Source organism: Actinomycetes bacterium (assembly GCA_036510875.1).
Taxonomy (GTDB): Bacteria; Actinomycetota; Actinomycetes; order Prado026; family Prado026; genus DATCDE01.
Genome location: DATCDE010000343.1, coordinates 13,938 through 31,954 on the forward strand (window position 1 = coordinate 13,938; position 18,017 = coordinate 31,954).

General features: G+C 72.4%; 13 protein-coding genes. 5 read left to right on the plus strand and 8 right to left on the minus strand.

The window, feature by feature from the left end:
* Positions 1–27 precede the first annotated feature (27 nt).
* From VIM19_19595 to VIM19_19615, 5 genes are all read left to right on the plus strand, one after another.
* A complete protein-coding gene (locus VIM19_19595; GenBank protein ID HEY5187048.1) occupies positions 28–1,293 on the plus strand; it encodes an HRDC domain-containing protein in 1,266 nt (421 codons plus the stop codon).
* Positions 1,290–1,796, plus strand: a complete 507-nt coding sequence (locus tag VIM19_19600) for a GNAT family N-acetyltransferase (protein ID HEY5187049.1) — start codon at positions 1,290–1,292, stop codon at positions 1,794–1,796. The genes VIM19_19595 and VIM19_19600 overlap by 4 nt, the downstream gene beginning before the upstream one ends.
* Before the next feature lie 46 nt (positions 1,797–1,842).
* Positions 1,843–3,045 carry a thiolase family protein gene (locus tag VIM19_19605; protein HEY5187050.1) on the plus strand — a complete coding sequence of 401 codons (1,203 nt, stop codon included), beginning with the start codon at positions 1,843–1,845 and terminating at the stop codon, positions 3,043–3,045.
* A complete protein-coding gene (locus VIM19_19610) occupies positions 3,042–5,153 on the plus strand; it encodes a 3-hydroxyacyl-CoA dehydrogenase NAD-binding domain-containing protein (GenBank protein HEY5187051.1) in 2,112 nt (703 codons plus the stop codon). Before VIM19_19605 ends, VIM19_19610 begins: the two co-directional genes overlap by 4 nt.
* Before the next feature lie 78 nt (positions 5,154–5,231).
* Entirely contained in the window at positions 5,232–6,068 is an 837-nt protein-coding gene (locus tag VIM19_19615) for a hypothetical protein (protein ID HEY5187052.1), read from the plus strand.
* A gap of 55 nt (positions 6,069–6,123) precedes the next feature.
* Here the strand turns inward: VIM19_19615 and dxs are convergent, their stop codons facing one another.
* The 8 genes from dxs to acnA form a co-directional block, all read right to left on the minus strand.
* Positions 6,124–8,055 (minus strand): 1-deoxy-D-xylulose-5-phosphate synthase, encoded by a 1,932-nt coding sequence (dxs, locus tag VIM19_19620; GenBank protein HEY5187053.1) that lies wholly within the window; start codon positions 8,053–8,055, stop codon positions 6,124–6,126.
* A 52-nt stretch (positions 8,056–8,107) separates the two neighbouring features.
* Positions 8,108–9,322 carry an ROK family protein gene (locus VIM19_19625; GenBank protein ID HEY5187054.1) on the minus strand — a complete coding sequence of 405 codons (1,215 nt, stop codon included), beginning with the start codon at positions 9,320–9,322 and terminating at the stop codon, positions 8,108–8,110.
* A 25-nt stretch (positions 9,323–9,347) separates the two neighbouring features.
* A complete protein-coding gene (locus VIM19_19630; GenBank protein ID HEY5187055.1) occupies positions 9,348–10,607 on the minus strand; it encodes an ABC transporter permease in 1,260 nt (419 codons plus the stop codon).
* A 2-nt stretch (positions 10,608–10,609) separates the two neighbouring features.
* Complete coding sequence (locus tag VIM19_19635) at positions 10,610–11,455, minus strand: ATP-binding cassette domain-containing protein (GenBank protein HEY5187056.1); 846 nt, start codon at positions 11,453–11,455, stop codon at positions 10,610–10,612.
* 100 nt (positions 11,456–11,555) lie between these two features.
* On the minus strand, positions 11,556–12,671 hold the full coding sequence (locus tag VIM19_19640) for a substrate-binding domain-containing protein (GenBank protein ID HEY5187057.1): 1,116 nt from the start codon (positions 12,669–12,671) through the stop codon (positions 11,556–11,558).
* 247 nt (positions 12,672–12,918) lie between these two features.
* Positions 12,919–13,284: a hypothetical protein gene (locus tag VIM19_19645; protein HEY5187058.1), complete on the minus strand. Its 366-nt coding sequence runs from the start codon at positions 13,282–13,284 to the stop codon at positions 12,919–12,921.
* On the minus strand, positions 13,281–14,666 hold the full coding sequence (locus tag VIM19_19650) for an FGGY family carbohydrate kinase (protein ID HEY5187059.1): 1,386 nt from the start codon (positions 14,664–14,666) through the stop codon (positions 13,281–13,283). The genes VIM19_19645 and VIM19_19650 overlap by 4 nt, the downstream gene beginning before the upstream one ends.
* 26 nt (positions 14,667–14,692) lie before the next feature.
* The gene (acnA, locus tag VIM19_19655; protein ID HEY5187060.1) at positions 14,693–17,389 is read right to left on the minus strand and encodes an aconitate hydratase AcnA; all 2,697 of its coding nucleotides are present in this window, start codon (positions 17,387–17,389) and stop codon (positions 14,693–14,695) included.
* Positions 17,390–18,017 lie beyond the last annotated feature (628 nt).

Genomic DNA, 18,017 nt, shown 5'->3' on the forward strand with positions numbered 1-18,017 from the left:
GCGGCGTTCCCGCGTACCGTGGGCCACGTGATCGACGACGGCCTGCAGTCCACCCCGGAGGCCGCCGAGCCGGTCGAGGAGCAGCCGCTTCCGCTGCTCGAGCCCCGCGACGGCGTCCCGGAGGTCGTGCGCACCCCCGAGGCGCTGGCCGCCACGGTGGCCGCGTTCACCGCAGGCAGCGGGCCGGTCGCCATCGATGCGGAGCGGGCCTCCGGCTACCGCTACGGCCAGCGGGCGTACCTGGTGCAGCTGCGGCGCGCCGGCGCGGGCACGGCGCTGATCGACCCGGTGGAGTGCCCCGACCTCAGCGGGCTGTCCGTCGCCCTGGACGGCGTGGAGTGGGTGCTGCACGCGGCGTCCCAGGACCTGCCGTGCCTCGACGAGGTCGGCATGCGTCCGTCCGCCCTGTTCGACACCGAGCTGGCCGGACGGCTGGGCGGCTACCCGCGGGTGGGCCTGGGCCCGCTGGTCGCCGCGGTGCTGGGCCTGGCGCTGGAGAAGGGCCACGGGGCCGCCGACTGGTCCACCCGCCCGCTGCCCGAGCCCTGGCTGCGCTACGCCGCCCTCGACGTCGAGGTGCTCGTCGAGCTGCGGGACTCCCTCGAGGCGGTGCTGCGCGACCAGGGCAAGCTGGACTGGGCCCTGGAGGAGTTCGCCGCGATCGCGGCCGCGCCGCCGGGCCCGCCGCGGGTCGACCCGTGGCGGCGGCTGTCCGGGCTGCACCGGGTGCGTGGCCGCCGGGCGCTCGCCGCCGCGCAGGCGCTGTGGGAGGCCCGTGACGAGCTGGCCCGCAAGCGGGACCTCGCTCCGGGCCGGGTGCTGCCGGACACCGCCATCGTGGCCGCCGTGACCGCAGCGCCGCGCAGCGTGCAGGAGCTGGGCAAGATCCCGCCGTTCAACGGGCAGCGGACCCGGCGCCACGTGCCGTACTTCTGGGCCGCCCTCGAGCGCGCGGCGGCGGTGCCGGACGACCAGCTGCCGGCGGTGTCCCTGGGCGGGGACGCCCCGCCGCCGGCCCGGGCCTGGTCGGAGCGGGACCCGGCCGCCGCCGAGCGGCTGGCCGCCGCCCGGCCGGCCGTCGCGGCCATCGCCGACGAGCACGGCGTGCCCGTGGAGAACCTGCTGGCCCCCGACGCGGTGCGCCGGCTGTGCTGGACACCGCCGGACGACCTGTCGGCGGAGTCCGTGGCCGAGGTGCTGCGCGGCCATGGGGCCCGCGCGTGGCAGGTGACCCTGACGGCGGGGGTGTTGTCCAGGGCGCTGCAGCGCGCCTTGCGCAAGGCCGAGGCGTGAGCGACGCGGCTGACTTGCCCGGCTCGCCGCGGCTGCGGTTCGAGCGGCTCGGGGTGGCCAGGGCACGCCGGCTGGCCGCAGGTGACCTGGCCGGGCTCGACCCGGCGGCCGGCTGGCCGCACGCCGACACCCTCGACGCCGTCCGGATGGCGGCCGAGCACGCCACCGCGGACGACGAGACCGGCTTCCTCGTGTTCCTCACCGCGACCGGGCAGGCCATCGGGGACGCCGGCTGGAAGGGCGCCCCGGGCGCCGACGGCACCGCCGAGATCGGCTACGGGCTGGCCGCTTCGGTGCGCGGGCGGGGGCTGGGCACCGAGCTGGTCGGCGCGCTGGCGGCCTGGGCACTGCGCCAGCCGGGCTGCGGCACGGTCCGCGCCGAGGTGCTGCCGGGCAACCTGCCGTCCCGCCGCGCCCTCGAGCGCACCGGCTTCACCTGTCAGGGTGAGGACGGTCCCTACCTCGTCCTCACCCGGACAGCTCGAGTGGTTACTGGCGAGTAGCATCTGTCGGGTCAGGGTCAGTGGTCCCTCGTGCGAGGAGTTCAACGTGGCTCGTCCCTCCCGTGACGTCGTGTTCGTGGACGGCGTCCGTACCCCCTTCGGCAAGGCCGGTCCCAACGGGATCTACGCGCAGACCCGCGCAGACGACCTGATCGTGCGACTGATCCGTGAGCTGATGCGCCGCAACCCGCAGCTGCCGCCCGAGCGGGTCGACGACGTGGCCGTCGCGGCCACCACCCAGACCGGCGACCAGGGCCTGACCATCGGCCGGACGGCCGCCCTACTGTCCGGGCTGCCGAAGTCGGTGCCCGGCTACGCCATCGACCGGATGTGCGCGGGCGCCATGACCGCGGTCACTACGACCGCGGGCGGCATCGCCTTCGGTGCCTACGACATCACGATCGCCGGCGGCGTCGAGCACATGGGCCACCACCCGATGGGCTCCGGGGTGGACCCGAACCCGCGGTTCCTGGCCGAGCGCATCGTCGACCCCAGCGCCCTGGTCATGGGCAACACCGCGGAGAACCTGCACGACCGGTTCCCGCAGCTGACCAAGGAGCGGGCCGACACCTACTCGGTCGCCAGCCAGGACAAGACCGCCAAGGCGTACGCCGACGGCAAGCTCCAGCCCGACCTCGTCCCGATGGCGATCCGCAGCGCCGAGGGCGCCTGGGGCTACGCCACCGTCGACGAGCCGCCGCGTCCCGGCACCACCGTGGAGGGGCTGGCCGGGCTGAAGACCCCGTTCCGCCCGCACGGCCGGGTCACCGCGGGCAACGCGGCCGGCCTCAACGACGGCGCCACCGCCTGCCTGCTGGCCGCCGAGGATGTCGCCGACGAGCTCGGCCTGCCCAAGCGGATGCGGCTGGTCTCCTACGCCTTCGCCGGCGTCGCGCCCGAGGTTATGGGCGTGGGGCCAGTGCCGTCCACCGAGAAGGCGCTGGCCAAGGCCGGCCTGACCATCGACGACATCGGCCGGTTCGAGGTCAACGAGGCGTTCGCCGTCCAGGTGCTCGCCTTCCTCGACCACTTCGGCCTCGCCGACGACGACCCGCGGGTGAACCCGCGCGGTGGCGCGATCGCGGTCGGCCACCCGCTGGCGTCGTCCGGCGTCCGGCTGATGATCAACCTGGCCCGCGAGTTCGAGGAGCACCCGGAGGTCCGCTACGGGCTGACCACCATGTGCATCGGGCTCGGCATGGGCGGCACGGTCATCTGGGAGAACTGCGCGACGGAGGACACCAAGTGAGCACCACCGAGACCGAGTTCGACGAGGTCATCACCCGAGCCCTGCTCACCTACGTCGACCTGCCCCACGGCGCAGGGCGCGCCGCGCTCATCACCCTGGACAACGCGCACGACCACACCCGCCCGAGCACGTTCGGTCCGGGCGGCCTGGAGTACCTGAACAGCACCCTCAACGTCGTGCTCGAGGAGCACGACCGCTCACCGCTCGCTGCGGTGATGGTGACCGGCAAGCCGTTCATCTTCGCGGTGGGTGCCGACCTCTCCGGGGTCCCCCAGCAGACCTCGCGTGAGCAGGCCCTGGAGACCGGCCGGCTCGGCCACCGGGTGTTCCGCCGGCTCGGCGAGCTGCCGATGCCGTCGTTCGCGTTCGTCAACGGCGCCGCCATGGGTGGTGGCCTGGAGGTGGCGCTGCACTGCACCTACCGCACGGTGTCGTCGAGCGCGGCCGCGCTCAGCCTGCCCGAGTGCTTCCTCGGATTGGTGCCCGGCTGGGGCGGGGTCTACCTGCTGCCCAACCTGGTCGGCGCCGACCGTGCGGTCACCGTCGTCATCGACAACCCGCTGAACAACAACCGGCAGCTGAAGCCGAAGCAGGCCCTCGAGCTGGGGCTGTTCGACCGGATGTACGACGCCGCCGACTTCTTGGAGGAGTCGATCGCGTGGGCGGCCCGGGTGCTCGTTGCAGCCGAGACCGTCGAACGGGCCGAGGTGGATCGCTCACCCGGGGTGTGGGCGGCCGCGATGGCCCGGGGCCGGGCCATCGCCGACGCCAAGACCCACGGCCACGCGCCGGCGCCGTACCGCGCGCTGGCCCTGCTCGACGGCGCCAGGACGGCGACCCGCGACGAGGCGTTCGCGGCCGAGGACGAGGCGCTCGCCGACCTGGTGATGAGCGAGGAGCTCCGGGCCGGGCTGTACGCCTTCGACCTGGTGCAGAAGCGGGCCAAGAAGCCGGCCGGCGCGCCGGACAAGAAGCTGGCCCGCCCGGTCACCAAGGTCGGCATCGTCGGTGCCGGGCTGATGGCCAGCCAGCTGGCGCTGCTGTTCGCGCAGCGGCTCGAGGTGCCGGTCCTCATGACCGACCTCGACCAGGCTCGGGTGGACAAGGGCCTGGTCTATGTCCAGGGCGAGATCGACAAGCTGCTGGCCAAGAAGCGGGTCACTCCCGACACGGCCAACCGGCTCAAGGCGCTGGTCACCGGCTCGACGTCCAAGGACGGCTTCGCGGACGCCGACTGGGTGCTCGAGGCCGTGTTCGAGGAGATGAAGGTCAAGCAGCAGGTGTTCGCCGAGGTGGAGGCGGTGGTCTCCGACAGCTGCGTGCTGGCGACCAACACCTCCTCGCTCTCGGTCAGCGAGATGGCCGAGGACCTGGCCCACCCGGAGCGGGTGGTCGGGTTCCACTTCTTCAACCCGGTCGCCGTGCTGCCGCTGCTGGAGATCGTCCGCGGCCAGCGGACCGACGGCGCGACGCTCGCCACGGCGTTCGCCGTCGGCAAGCAGCTGAAGAAGTCGTCCGTGCTGGTCAAGGACGCCCCGGCGTTCGTCTTCAACCGGCTGATCACCCGGGCACTCGGGGCAGTCACCGCGGCCATGGACGCCGGGACCCCGATCGAGGTGGCCGACGCCGCGGTCGAGCCGCTGGGCATGCCGATGAGCCCGATGATGCTGCTCGGCCTGGTCGGCCCCGCGGTCGCGCTGCACACCGCGGAGAGCCTGCACGAGGCGTTCCCAGACCGGTACGGCGTCTCCCCCGGGTTCCGGACTCTGGTGGCCACGGGGAAGGCCTCGGTCTACACCTGGGACGGCGGCCAGCAGCAGGTCGACCCCGAGGTGGCGGCCATGTTCGCGCCCCGGGCGGGTGCACCGGTGGCGCCCACGGCCGACCAGGTCCTCGACAGCGCCCGGTCGGCGCTGGCCGAGGAGATCCGGCTGATGCTCGACGAAGGGGTGGTCGCGGCCCCCGAGGACATCGACCTGTGCCTGCTCCTCGGCGGCGGCTGGGCGTTCTGGAACGGCGGCATCACGCCGTACCTGGACCGCGAGGGCGTCTCCGAGCGAGTCACCGGCCGTCGGTTCCTGCCCAAGGGAGTGGCCAGCCTTACGTAGCCAAATGGTGACCGTCGGTGAGCGGATCTCACCCTGAGGGCCGCTGAGCGGGCGGCCCTCAGCCGGTACCGTCGACGTATGGAGTCGCTGCCGGACCAGGTGGCGCTGCGCCAGTGCGTGCTCGCGGTCTCGGTGCTCAACAACCTGGACCTCGAGCCGGCCGATGACGGCGTCCGGATCGCCAGCGGCCGGGTGCTGCCATGGTCCGCGCTGCGCGCCGGCCTGCGCGGCACCGACCCCGTGTCCCCCGTGGCCCGGGTCCGGCTGGCCACCTGGCTGCGTGCGGTCACGGCGCTGGCCTGGCGCTCGCCGCAGGACCTGGCGTCCCGGGCCCGCCCGGTGGGGCTGCCGGTCGGGCACGTCCACCACCCGGGGCCGGCGTGGGTGCGTGAGCCGGTCCTCGGCGGGGCCTTGGACCTCGGGGTCGGCCTGGTCGGGGTGGGCAGCGACCCGGACGCCGTGATCGTGGCGCCGGCCGGCGTCCTGGCGGCCTGCGGGCACGACGACGCCGGGTGGTGGCCGGACTGCCGCGACTACCTGGACCGGATGGGCGAGCTAGCCGCCGTCCGCTACCGGCGTGACCCCCGCCAGCCGCTGCGCCCCATGGGCGACTGCGACGTGGCCACCCTGCTCGGGTCGGCGCGGCTACGGCAGGAGCTGGTCGGCACCGACGGGATGCGGGCCGCCGCGGTCCCGACCCGAAGCCGCGGGTGGCTGGACCTGTCCCGCATCGACCCGGCGTTCGCCCTGGCCGCGGCTAGCCTGGCCGGCGACGACGAGCGCGGGTTCGAGCGCCCGCTGCTGCTCACGATCGACGAGGTGGTGCTGGCCCGCCCCGGCGGCGACCCGGCGCTGGAGGCGCTGCGCGATGCGGCCGCACCGGACCCCGTGCTGCCCGCCGTCCGCTACCGCTGACCCCCTTTCTGCAAGAAGGGTCCCTTCAGTAGCCACAGCCGCACAAACCCACCCTTCAGGCGGGGGGTTCGGAGGGCTGCGACGATGGCGCGGACGACGTAGCGTCCAGCTCGATCCCGTCCAGCCGGGCCATGGCCTCCACGACCGCCCGGGAGATCGCCTGAGCCGTGAGCCCGATCTCGGCCAGCACCTCGGCCCGCTTGCCCTGGTCGAGGAACTGGGCCGGGATGCCGAAGTCACGCAGCGGGGTGCTCACGCCGGCGTCGCGTAGCGCCTGGGCCAGGGCGGTCCCCACGCCGCCGACCCGACCTGAGTCCTCGACCGTCACGACCAGCCGGTGGGCCGCGACCATCGCGACCAGCTCCGGGTCGACCGGTTTGACCCACCGCGGGTCGACCACCTGGCAGCCGATGCCCTGGGCGGTCAGCCGGGCCGCGACCTCGAGCCCGGTGCCGGCCATGGACCCCACGGCGACCAGCAGCACGTCCGGCTGGCCGGAGCGGCGCAGCACGTCCACCCCGCCGATGCGGGTCAGCGCCGGGATGTCGTCGGGGACCGCGCCCTTGGGGAAGCGCAGCACGGTCGGCGCGTCGGCGACCGTCAGCGCCTCCCGCAGCTCCTCGCGCAGGGTCGCCGCGTCGCGCGGCTCGGCCAGCCGCAGCCCGGGTACGACCTGCAGGATCGACACGTCCCACATGCCGTTGTGCGACGGCCCGTCGTCGCCGGTGACTCCGGCCCGGTCCAGCACGAAGGTGACCCCCGCCCGGTGCAGGGCGACGTCCATGAGCACCTGGTCGAAGGCCCGGTTGAGGAACGTGGAGTAGACGGCGACCACCGGGTGCAGCCCGCCGTAGGCCATGCCGGCGGCCGAGGTGACGGCATGCTGCTCGGCGATGCCCACGTCGAAGACCCGGTCCGGGTAGGCCCGGGCGAAGCCGTCCAGCCCGACCGGCTGGAGCATGGCCGCGGTGATCCCGACGGCGTCCGGCCGCTCAGCGCCGACCGCCACCATCTCGTCGGCGAACACCGCCGTCCAGGAGGTGCCGCTCGGGGCGAGCGGCTGCCCGGTCTCCGGGTCGATCACGCCGACCGCGTGGAACTGGTCCGCCTCGTCGTTCTCCGCTGGGGCGTAGCCCAGCCCCTTGTGGGTGAGCACGTGCACGATCACCGGGCCGCGGTACCCCTGCGCCCGGCGCAGCGCGTGCTCGACCGCCAGCACGTCGTGGCCGTCGACCGGGCCCACGTACTTCAGCCCGAGGTCCTCGAACATCCCCTGCGGGGCGACGATGTCCTTCAGCCCCTTTTTCATGCCGTGCAACGTCTCGTACAGCGGGGTGCCCACGACCGGGGTCCGACCGAGCACCTGCTTGCCCCAGCGCAGGAAGGCCTCGTACCCCCGGGTCGTGCGCAGTGTCGCCAGGTGGTTGGCCAGCCCCCCGATGGTCGGCGCGTAGGACCGCTCGTTGTCGTTGACGACGATGATCACCGGCCGGTCCGGGGCGGCCGCGATGTTGTTGAGCGCCTCCCAGGCCATGCCACCGGTCAGCGCGCCGTCGCCGATCACCGCGACGACGGCCCTGCTGTCCAGCTCGCCGCTCAGGGCCCTGGCCTTGGCCAGCCCGTCCGCCCAGGACAGCGATGTGGAGGCGTGGCTGTTCTCGATCACGTCGTGCTCGGACTCGGCGCGACTGGGGTACCCGGACAGCCCGCCGCGCTGCCTCAGGTGGGCGAAGCCGGCCTGCCGACCGGTGAGGATCTTGTGTACGTACGCCTGGTGCCCGGTGTCCCACAGGATGGTGTCCTTGGGCGAGTCGAAGACCCGGTGCAGCGCGAGGGTCAGCTCGACGGCGCCCAGGTTGGGACCCAGGTGGCCGCCGGTGCGGGCCACGTTCTCGACCAGGAAGGAGCGGATCTCGGCGGCCAGGGCCGCCAGCTGCTCCGGGGTCAGCGCGTCGAGGTCGCGGGGACCTCGCACCTGCTCGAGCACCCCTTGAGTCTACGGGTCGGGCGGCGCTTCGGCCCGTCGTCCGGACGGCCGGTCAGGCGAGCTGCCGCTCGACGGCCCGGCCGAACCCGCCGAGCGGGTCGTCCAGCAGCGGCCCGAAGGCGACCTCGGCGGCCCCGATGATGACCGAGTCCGCGCCGAGTGCCGGCAGCACCAGCCGCACCTGCTCCCGGGGTGCAGTCAGGGCCAGCCGCAGAGCCTGCTCCACCTGAGCGCGGACCTCCGGGAAGACGTCCCTGAGCACGCCACCGAAGACCACCACCTCGGGGTTGAACAGGTTGACCAGGTTGGCCACCCCGATCCCCAGCCATCCGCCGACCCGCCGAAGCGCGGTGCGAGCCCGTGGGTTTCCCGCTTCGGCGGCCGCGATGACCCCGGACGCGTCCGCGGTGCCGCCCGGCACGATACCGGCCGCCAGCAGGAGCGCGTCCTCGCCGATCTCGGTCTCCCAGCAGCCCCGCGCACCGCACCGGCAGCGCCGTCCCCGCGGGTTCACGATCATGTGGCCGACCTCGCCGCCGTACCCCCCGGCCCCGCCGAGCGGGACGCCGTCCAAAATGATGCCGCCACCGACCCCGGCCTCGGCCGCCAGGTAGACAACGTTGTCGGCGCCGACGGCCGCGCCACGGACGTGCTCGGCGATGGCGCCGAGGTCCGCGTCGTTGCCCACCGCGATCGGGAGGTGGCCGGGCAGCAGATCTGCGAGGAGGTGGCCGAATGGCACGTCCACCCAGCCCAGATTGGGGGCGAACCGGACCAGCCCGTCGTCGTGCCGGACGACGCCGCACACCCCGACGCCGACCCCGACGCAGGTGGCCCCCCCGGGTGCGCCCTTGAGCACCTCCGCGGTGAGCTTGCGCACCCGCCGCAGCGTCCGGCTGATGCCGTAGTCGGCCTCGTGCTGGCGCAGCTCACGACGGTCGAGGATCTGTCCGCCCAGCCCCACCCGGGCCGCCGCCAACCGGTGCGCGCCCACGTCCAGAGCAAGCACGAAGACCCGGTCGCTCGCCGGCTCGACCACGATCGAGGGCCGCCCGGCCCCACCACGCCCGACCGGCGCGACCTCACGGACCAGCCCGGCGAGAGCCAGCTCGCCGGTGAGCGCCCCCACCGTGCTGCGGTTGAGCCCGGTGAGCGCCGTCAGGTCGGACCGCGAGATCGCACCACGCACGTGCAGAATCCGCAGCAGGCCGCCGAGGTTGTGTCGGCGCACCTCGTCCTGGGTGGCACCTGCCAGCGTGGCGGCCATGGAGTGGCTCCGTGGCGATCCGCGGCTAGCCGATCCCGGACGCGGCTGCTCGTCGGCGCGAGATGGCGTCGACGCTCGCCGCGAACAGCAGCACGAGCCCGGTCACGATGAACGTGATGCCGGACTGCTGCGTGATCAACGGCAGTGCGTTGTTGATGACCGCGAGGACCAGGCCGCCGAGGATCGCGTCCCGGATCTTGCCGCGTCCGCCGAAGAGGCTGGTGCCGCCGATGACCGCCGCCGCGACCGCGCTGAGGGTGGTGATCGACCCACCGGTCGACGGCGACGCGGAGTTGTCACGGGAGGCCAGCAGGATCCCGGCGAAGGCCGCCAGCGTCGAACACACGACGAAGCAGAAGATCCGCACCTGTGCCACGTTGATGCCGGCACGCCGGGCCGCCTCGGCGTTGCCGCCGACGGCGTAGATGTGCCGGCCGAGAGCCGTGCGCGACAGCAGGAAGGTCAGACCGACCAGCAGGATCAGGAGTACTGGGACGATCACGGGTACGCCCTTGATCGAGGCCACCGTGGGGTTGCGGCTGCGCTCCTGGTTGAGCAGGAAGGTCGCGATTCCGAGCACGACCGCGAGGGCGGCGAGCTTGACGCCCCAGACGATGATCGACTGGGTGGGCAGACCGGACTTCCTGCGGGCGAGGATTCCCCGGTAGGTGACGAACGCGTAGCCGATGACTACGAGTGCAAACAGCACCCAGCCCTGGATCGGCGTGAGGTTGTTGTTCATCAACGCGAGGATCTGGGAGTTCGAGATCCTGATCGTGCCGCCCTCGCCGATGACCAGCAGCATGACGCCCTGGAGGCCGAGGAAGAACGCGAGGCTGACCACGAAGCTGGGAATCCTGAGCCTGGCCACCAGCAGGCCGATCATGAGGCCGATGGCGACACCCGTGAGCAGGGCTGCGACAACCGCGAGCTCCCAGGGCCAGTTGTGCAGCGTCAACGTGACGCCGATCACCGCCGCGCTGGTGCCGGCGGCGAAGCCCACCGACAGGTCGATCTCGCCGAGCAGCAGCACGAACACCAGACCCATCGCGATGACGATCACCGCGGCGCTCTGGTTGATCAGGTTGGCGAAGTTGAACGTCGTGGGGAACGTCGAGCTCCTCATGGCCGAGAAGAGGATGACGAGCGTGACCAGCCCGAGCACCGCGGGCAGCGCACCCACGTCGCCGCCGCGGATCCGGGCCCAGTAGTCGTCCCACGCGTCCCGCAGGTCGTTGCCGGGCCCTTCGCCGGCGACCTCGGGGGCGACGGTGTCGGTGGTCATGCCTACTCCTCCCGGGTGGTGGCAGCGGCGCCCGTGACTGTGTCGCTGAGCGCCTCCGCGATGCCGAACTCACCACTTCGACCTGCAGTGATGAGCTCGACGACCTGCGCGTGGCTGACCTCGTCGGCCTGTACCTGGGCCGCCATCCGCCCCAGGTACAGGCAGGCGATCCGGTCGGCCACTTCGAAGACGTTGTTCATGTTGTGCGAGATGAGGACGACGCCCAGCCCCTTGTCAGCGAGTCGCCGCACCAGGTGCAGCACCTGCTCGGTCTGCGAGACCCCGAGCGCCGCCGTGGGCTCGTCGAGGATGACCAGCTTGCTGTTCCACAGCACGGCTCGGGCGATGGCCACGGTCTGGCGCTGACCGCCGGACAGGCTGGCCACCGCCTGGCGGACCGACTTGAGTGTTCGGACGGACAGACCGTTGAGCGTGTCCCGGGCTCGCAGTTCCATCGTCGACTCGTCGAGCACCCCCGCCCGCTTCTGCTCCCGACCGAGGAACATGTTGTGGACCACGTCGAGGTTGTCGCACAGCGCCAGGTCCTGGTAGACGACCTCGATGCCGAGGGTGCTGGCCTGCTTCGGGTCATGGATGGAGACCGTGTGCCCCTCGAAGATGATCTCGCCGCTGTCGACGGGGTAGATCCCGGCGACGGCCTTGATCAGGGTGGTCTTGCCGGCGCCGTTGTCGCCTACCAGGGCGGTCACCTCGCCCGGGAAGACGTCGAAGTCGACGTCATAGAGCACATGGACGGCGCCGAAGCTCTTGTTGATCCCCCGCATCGACAGCAGCGGGGTACTTCCAGGGGTGCGGCGTACTTCCGGTGCAGCCAGTTCAGCGGACATGCGGGGCCCTCTCGCAGTCACAAGTCAGTCAGTCGCCGACAGTCACGTCCGACGGTAGGGGTGGCCGCCCTCAGGTGGCCACCCCTACCGGACTAACGGGTCAGGAGACCCCGTACTTCGTGCAGGCCGCCTTCAGCTGCGCAGTGGTGCAGAGCTTCGCAGCGGTGGTGAAGCCGTCAGCCACGACGTCCTTCACGGTCGCCGGGTAGATCCCCACCGGGGTCAGCAGCACCGACTTGACCGGCTGGTTGCTGGTGCTGTCCTGCACCGTTCCAGTCGCCAGCGCGTCAGCCTGCTGCTTGTCGCCCTTGGCCAGCGCGATGGCCAGCGCAGACGCCGCGTCCGCCTCCTTCTTGATCGCCTTGTAGACGGTCACGCACTGGGTGCCCAGCAGCACACGCTGCAGACCGGGGTCGGTCGCGTCCTGGCCAGTCACCGGGACCTTGCCCGCAAGGCCGTTCCGTGCGAGGACGGAGACCACCGCGCCGCCGAGGCCGTCGTTCGCGGCGTCAACGCCGTCGATGGCGCCCTTCTGGGCGGCGAAGATCTGCTCGAAGATCGTGCCCGCCTGGGTGTTGTCCCAGTTCGGCACCGCCTGGTCAGCGACGACCTTGTAGCCGGCGCCGCGGATGACCTTGTCGTAACCCTGCTTGAACAGGGTCGCGTTGTTGTCGGTCGGCGAGCCGTTGAGCTCGACCACGTTTCCGCTCTTCTTGCCCAGGGCTTGCATGCACTTGACCAGGCCGGTGCCCTCAGCCGTACCGACCGCGACGTTGTCGAACGAGACGTAGTAGTCCCTCGTGCCGCCCAGCGTGAGCCGGTCGTAGTCGATGGTGGCGACACCCTGCGCCTTGGCCTTCGACTCCACGGCCGCACCCGTGGGGCTGTCCAGGTTGACGATCATGAGGACGTTGACGCCCTCGTTCAGCATGCCGTCGGCGATGGTCTGGAACTTCGCCTTGTCACCCTGAGCGTTCTGGATGTCGTACTTCACGCCGGCGGCCTTGAAGGCGGCCTCGAGGTACGGCCGGTCGTTGTTCTCCCAGCGGGAGGATGAGGCGGTGTCGGGCAGGATCACGCCGACGTACGCCGCCTTGCCGCTGCTGCTGGCCGAGGCACCGGTCCCCCCGCCACCACTGCTGCTGCTGCCACAGGCAGCCAGTCCGAGCGCTGCGACCGAGAGACCGGCGACAGCGACGAGTGAGTTCTTCCGCATTTGACCCGAATCCTTTCCTGGCGAGTTTCGTACCGAGACGGGCAGGTCCGCTCGAGTGGTACTGGGCGCACGTGTGGATCGCGTTCCCGCGGTTCGGGCCCCGTTCACCACGAATGTTGTCAGCCGCAACATATGCACCCCGAGCCGCCGGTTCAAGAGGATTGAGCCACCTCGGGGGAGCAAACCGGTAACAATTCCGTCACGAGCCGTTCACCTGGCCAAAGCCGGGGCGGCGCCGTTCACCTGGCTAAAGTCGGGGCGGCCGGCGGGTGCCGGCCAGCGCCTCCTGCACGAGCGCCACCGACCGGCGGACGCCGTCCAACCGGGCCCCCTCCCGTTCCAGCACGTCGATCGCCTCCACCATGGCCGGCGGGGGCAGGACGTCGCGCAGGTCCGCCCGCACCGAGGCCAGCGCGGACCTGACGCCGGCGATCGCGGCGTCCACCTGGTGGGCGGCCAGGTAGGCGAGCAGCCGGCTCTGCCGGGTCAGCACGTCGTAGCCGCGGAACTCGGGCGGGCACAGGTCGAGCAGCCAGTTGGCCGCCCGACGCTCCCAGTTCGGGGCGTCCGGCGGCGGGACCTCCGCCGGCCAGCCGGGCGGGACGCGAGTCATGCCCTGCCGTGCAGCGCCACGCGGGCGGCCGCATAGGCCGCCCTCACCTGCGGGGTCGCGGCGGCCTCGACGATCAAGGTGCCCTCGACCGGCCAGGCCGGCGGCTGTTCACAGCCGAGCAGGACCCAGGCCGCCTGCCGCGCCGCGCCGTCGGCCACGTACTCGCTCGGCGGGGGCACGTGCACCGGCATGCCGAACAGCGCGGGGGCGACCGCCCGCACCGCGGTGGAGGCCGCCGCTCCGCCGATCAGCAGCACCCGCTGCGGCCGGGCGCCCACCGCCACCAGCGCGTCGATCGCGTCGGCGAGGCCGCACAACATGCCCTCGACGCACGCCCTGGCCACGTTCTCCGGGGTGAGGTTGTCCCTGGTGATGCCGTGCAGGCTGCCGGTGGCATCGGGCAGGTTCGGCGTCCGCTCGCCGTCCAGGTACGGCAGCAGCACCAGCCCGCCCGCGCCGGCCTCGGCACGCAGCGCCAGGTCGCCGAACCCGTCCAGGTCGACGCCGAGCAGCCGAGCCCCGGCGGCGAGCACCCGGGCGGCGTTGAGCGTGGCGACGAGGGGCAGGTACCGCCCGGTGGCGTCGGCGAACCCCGCGACGGCTCCCGACACGTCGGCGGCCGGGACCTCCGAGACGGCGAACGCGGTGCCCGAGGTGCCCAGCGAGACGACGACGTCGCCGGGGACCAGCCCCAGCCCCAGCCCGGCGCCCATGTTGTCCCCGGAGCCGGGGGCCAGCAGCGCGCCGCCGGGCAGCTCGCCGACCACCTCGGCCGGAGCGGCGACCCGCGGCACCGCGAGGTCGCGGCCGAACGCCAGCCGCAGCAGGTCCGGGCGGTACTCCCCCGTCGCGGGCGACCAGTAGCCGGTGCCCGAGGCATCGCCCCGGTCGGTGGTCGGCTCGTCGGGGCGGCCGGCCAGTCGCCAGGTCAGCCAGTCGTGCGGCAGCAGCACGCGCTCGGCCCGGGCCGCGAGGTCCGGCTCGTGCCGGGCCAGCCAGCGCAGCTTGGTCACGGTGAAGCTGGCGACCGGCACCGAGCCCACCGCCCGCGCCCACTCCGCCGGTCCCCCGCCTTCGGCCACCAGGTCGACTGCGTCCGGGGCACTGCGGGTGTCGTTCCACAGCAGCGCCGCGCGGACCGGCTCGCCGTCGGCATCCAGCACCACCATGCCGTGCTGCTGGCCGGCGACCGACACCGCGGCGACGTCGTCGAGCAGCCCGGCCGACGCCTCGGCCAGCGCCTCCCACCAGGCCTGCGGCGGGCACTCGGTGCCGTCCGGGTGCCACGCCCGACCGGCGCGCACAAGCGCCCCGGTCGCGGCGTCCCGGACGACGACCTTGACGGACTGGGTGGACGAGTCGATCCCGGCGACGAGCGGCACGGCGGCGAGCCTAGTGCCGGACGGCGTCAGGCCAGCAGGCTGCGCAGCACGTACTGCAGGATGCCGCCGTTGCGGTAGTAGTCGGCCTCACCCGGCGTGTCGATGCGCAGCACCGCGTCGAGCCGGACCGTCGAACCGTCCGCCCCCACCGCCTCCACGGCCACCGTGCGGGGCGTCGTCCCCTCGTTCAGCGCGGTCACCCCACTGATCGAGAAGGTCTCCGTTCCGCCGAGCCCGAGGCTGGCGGCGCTCTGCCCGGCGGGGTACTGCAGCGGCAGCACGCCCATGCCGATCAGGTTGCTGCGGTGGATCCGCTCGTACGACTCGGCGATCACGGCGCGCACGCCGAGCAGCGCGGTGCCCTTGGCGGCCCAGTCGCGGGAGGAGCCGGAGCCGTACTCCTTGCCGGCCAGGATCACCAGCGGGACGCTGGCCTGGGCGTAGGCCTGGGCGGCGTCGTAGATGGTGTCCTGCTCGCCGGTGAGCAGGTTTCGGGTGAAGCCGCCCTCCACGCCGTCCAGCAGCTGGTTGCGCAGCCGGATGTTGGCGAAGGTGCCCCGGATCATCACCTCGTGGTTGCCCCGGCGGGACCCGTAGGAGTTGAAGTCCTTGCGATCCACGCCGTGCTCGGAGAGGTAGCGACCGGCCGGGCTGTCCGCCTTGATCGCGCCGGCCGGGCTGATGTGGTCGGTGGTGACCGAGTCGCCCAGCTTGGCCAGCACCCGGGCCCGGGCGATGTCCGTGACCGGCTGCGGCTCGCGGCCCATGCCGTCGAAGTAGGGCGGCTTGCGCACGTACGTCGAGTCGTCGGCCCAGGCGAAGGTGTTGCCGGTCGGGGTGGGCAGCGACCGCCAGCGCTCGTCGCCGGCGAAGACGTCGGCGTAGTCGCTGGCGAACATGTCGGCCCGCACCGCCGACTCGATGACGTCCTGGATCTCCTGCGGGCTCGGCCACAGGTCGCGCAGGTAGACCGGCGCGCCGTCCGGGTCGTGGGCCAGCGGGTCGTTGAGCAGGTCGAGGTTCATGGTCCCGGCGATGGCGTAGGCGACCACCAGCGGCGGTGACGCCAGGTAGTTCATCTTCACGTCCGGGTTGATCCGGCCCTCGAAGTTCCGGTTGCCGGACAGCACCGCGGTGACCGCGAGGTCGGCCTGGTTGACGGCGGCGCTGACCTCGTCGATCAGCGGGCCGCTGTTGCCGATGCAGGTGGTGCAGCCGTAGCCGACCAGATTGAAGCCCAGCCTGTCGAGGTACGGGGTGAGGCCGGCCCGGTCGTAGTAGTCGCTGACCACCTTGGAGCCGGGCGCCAGCGTGGTCTTCACCCACGGCTTGCGGGTGAGGCCGCGCTCGACCGCCCTCTTGGCCAGCAGCGCGGCGCCGATCATGACCGACGGGTTGCTGGTGTTGGTGCACGAGGTGATGGCCGCGACCACCACGGCGCCATGGTCCAGCTCGTACGCGGCCCCCTCGGGCGTCGTCACCGGGGTGGGCTTGGACACCTCGCCGCCGGTGTAGTCGACGACGGCCGCGCGGAACGCGGTGGCCGCGTCGGCCAGCCGGATCCGGTCCTGCGGGCGCTTCGGCCCGGCGATGGACGGCTCGACGGTGGACAGGTCGAGCTCGAGGTGCTCGGAGTAGTCCGGCTCGTGGCCCGGGTCGTGCCACAGCCCCTGCTCGCGGGCGTACGCCTCGATGAGCGCGACCTGCTCCGCGGACCGGCCGGTGAGCCGCAAGTACCGCAAGGTCTCGTCGTCGATCGGGAAGATCGCGGCGGTCGAGCCGTACTCGGGGCTCATGTTGCCGACGGTGGCCCGGTTCGCCAGCGGCACGGCGCCGACGCCGCTGCCGTAGAACTCGACGAACTTGCCGACCACCCCGTGCTGGCGCAGCATCTCGGTGATCGTGAGCACCAGGTCGGTGGCCGTGGTCCCCTCGGGCAGCTGGCCGGCCAGCTTGACGCCGACCACCCGCGGGATCAGCATCGAAACCGGCTGACCCAACATGGCCGCCTCCGCCTCGATGCCGCCGACGCCCCAGCCGAGCACGCCGAGGCCGTTGACCATGGTGGTGTGCGAGTCGGTGCCCACGCAGGTGTCGGGGTAGGCCCGGCCGTCGCGGACCATGACCACCCGGGCCAGGTACTCGATGTTGACCTGGTGCACGATCCCGGTGCCGGGCGGCACCACCTTGAACTCGTCGAAGGCGCCCTGCCCCCAGCGCAGGAACTGGTAGCGCTCGCGGTTGCGGCCGTACTCGAGCTTGACGTTGCGCTCGAAGGCGTCGTCGCGGCCGAACACGTCGGCGATGACCGAGTGGTCGATGACCAGCTCGGCCGGAGCCAGCGGGTTGATCCGCGAGGGGTCACCACCGAGGTCGCGGACCGCCTCGCGCATGGTGGCCAGGTCGACGACGCAGGGGACGCCGGTGAAGTCCTGCATGATCACCCGGGCCGGGGTGAACTGGATCTCGGTGGCCGGCTCGGCGAGGGGGTCCCAGGCGGCCAGCGCCCGGACGTGGTCGGCGGTGATGTTCACGCCGTCCTCGGTCCGCAGCAGGTTCTCCAGCAGCACCTTGAGGCTGTAGGGCAGCCGTTGCGCCCCCGGGACGGCGGCCAGCCGGAACACCTCGTACGACGCGTCGCCGACCTGCAGCGACCCCTTGCTCCCGAAGCTGTCGATGCTGTCGATGCTCACCGCAGACTCCCGTCTCCCATGTGCCGCCATCCTGCCCCAGCCGACCCGCGCCGCCCAGTATCTCGTGCACGACTATCTCGATATCAAGATACCTCCCCTCCCCCGCATGAAGGTGATGCGATGACGGAGCGGGGCGGGCCTCCCGCTCGGTGGGTGATCCGAGGATTCTCGGATTGTCTGACCCTGATCTTTCAGCGGGGTGGGTCGGGGTGAGGGTGTCGTGACGCGAAGGTGCCCTTCCTGCAACGGATAATCGTGATTGCTGAAGTCGCGATTCGCCGCAAGAAAGGGCACCTTCGGGGTGAACGATACCGAGGGTGTTGTTCGAGGTTCCTGTGATGTCGTGTTGGCGCGTCCGGCCCGGTCGGTCCCGGCCCCGGTGGTGTCGGCGTCGGCCGACGTTGTGACCGGCGTGGCGGGGGCGGCGCTGTGGGGCCCGCTGCTGGACCGGGTCAACGTGGTCGGCGAGGCCGACCAGCGTCGGTTGCGGCCGGGCGGCTACACCGGCGGGGCCTGCTACCGGACCTTGACCGAGGTGCTGCTGGGGGGCAGACGTCGCTGTCACCGCTGGTCGGGGTCTGCGGGGAGACCAGTGACGTGCTGGCGCTGCGGGCACGGGAGGGCTCGGCCCACGACGCCCGCGCGATGGGCTCGTTCA